The 256-nt window shown below is 64.5% G+C and carries 1 protein-coding gene; it reads left to right on the top strand.

What is annotated here, in order from left to right; all coding sequences use genetic code 11:
- Positions 1–256, top strand: a 256-nt coding sequence (locus FNJ47_RS47050; protein WP_163163619.1) for a DUF5801 repeats-in-toxin domain-containing protein, incomplete at both ends; no start/stop codon positions are given.

Genomic DNA, 256 nt, shown 5'->3' with positions numbered 1-256 from the left:
GCTTCGCTGAACACGTTCGAAGCCTATCTATCGGCTTCGACCAACGCCGGCATCAAAGGCTCGACACCGGATCTGGTGCCGACCCAGGGTCATGCGCTGGACAAGGAGAGCTTCGCCGGTGCGTTCACGGTGGTGACCGGCGCCGACGGCGGAACGACGGCCTATGCGCTGAGCATTGCCGCCAACGGCACGACGTCCAATCTGATCGACAGCGCCTCCGGTCTTGCGGTGGTGCTGGACCAGACCGGCAACACGG

The sequence above is a fragment of the Bradyrhizobium uaiense genome (genome assembly GCF_010811875.1).
GTDB classification, from domain to species: domain Bacteria; phylum Pseudomonadota; class Alphaproteobacteria; order Rhizobiales; family Xanthobacteraceae; genus Bradyrhizobium; species Bradyrhizobium uaiense.
The sequence above is the reverse complement of the archived record's forward strand: the minus strand, read 5'-3'. Positions and strand labels throughout refer to the sequence as shown.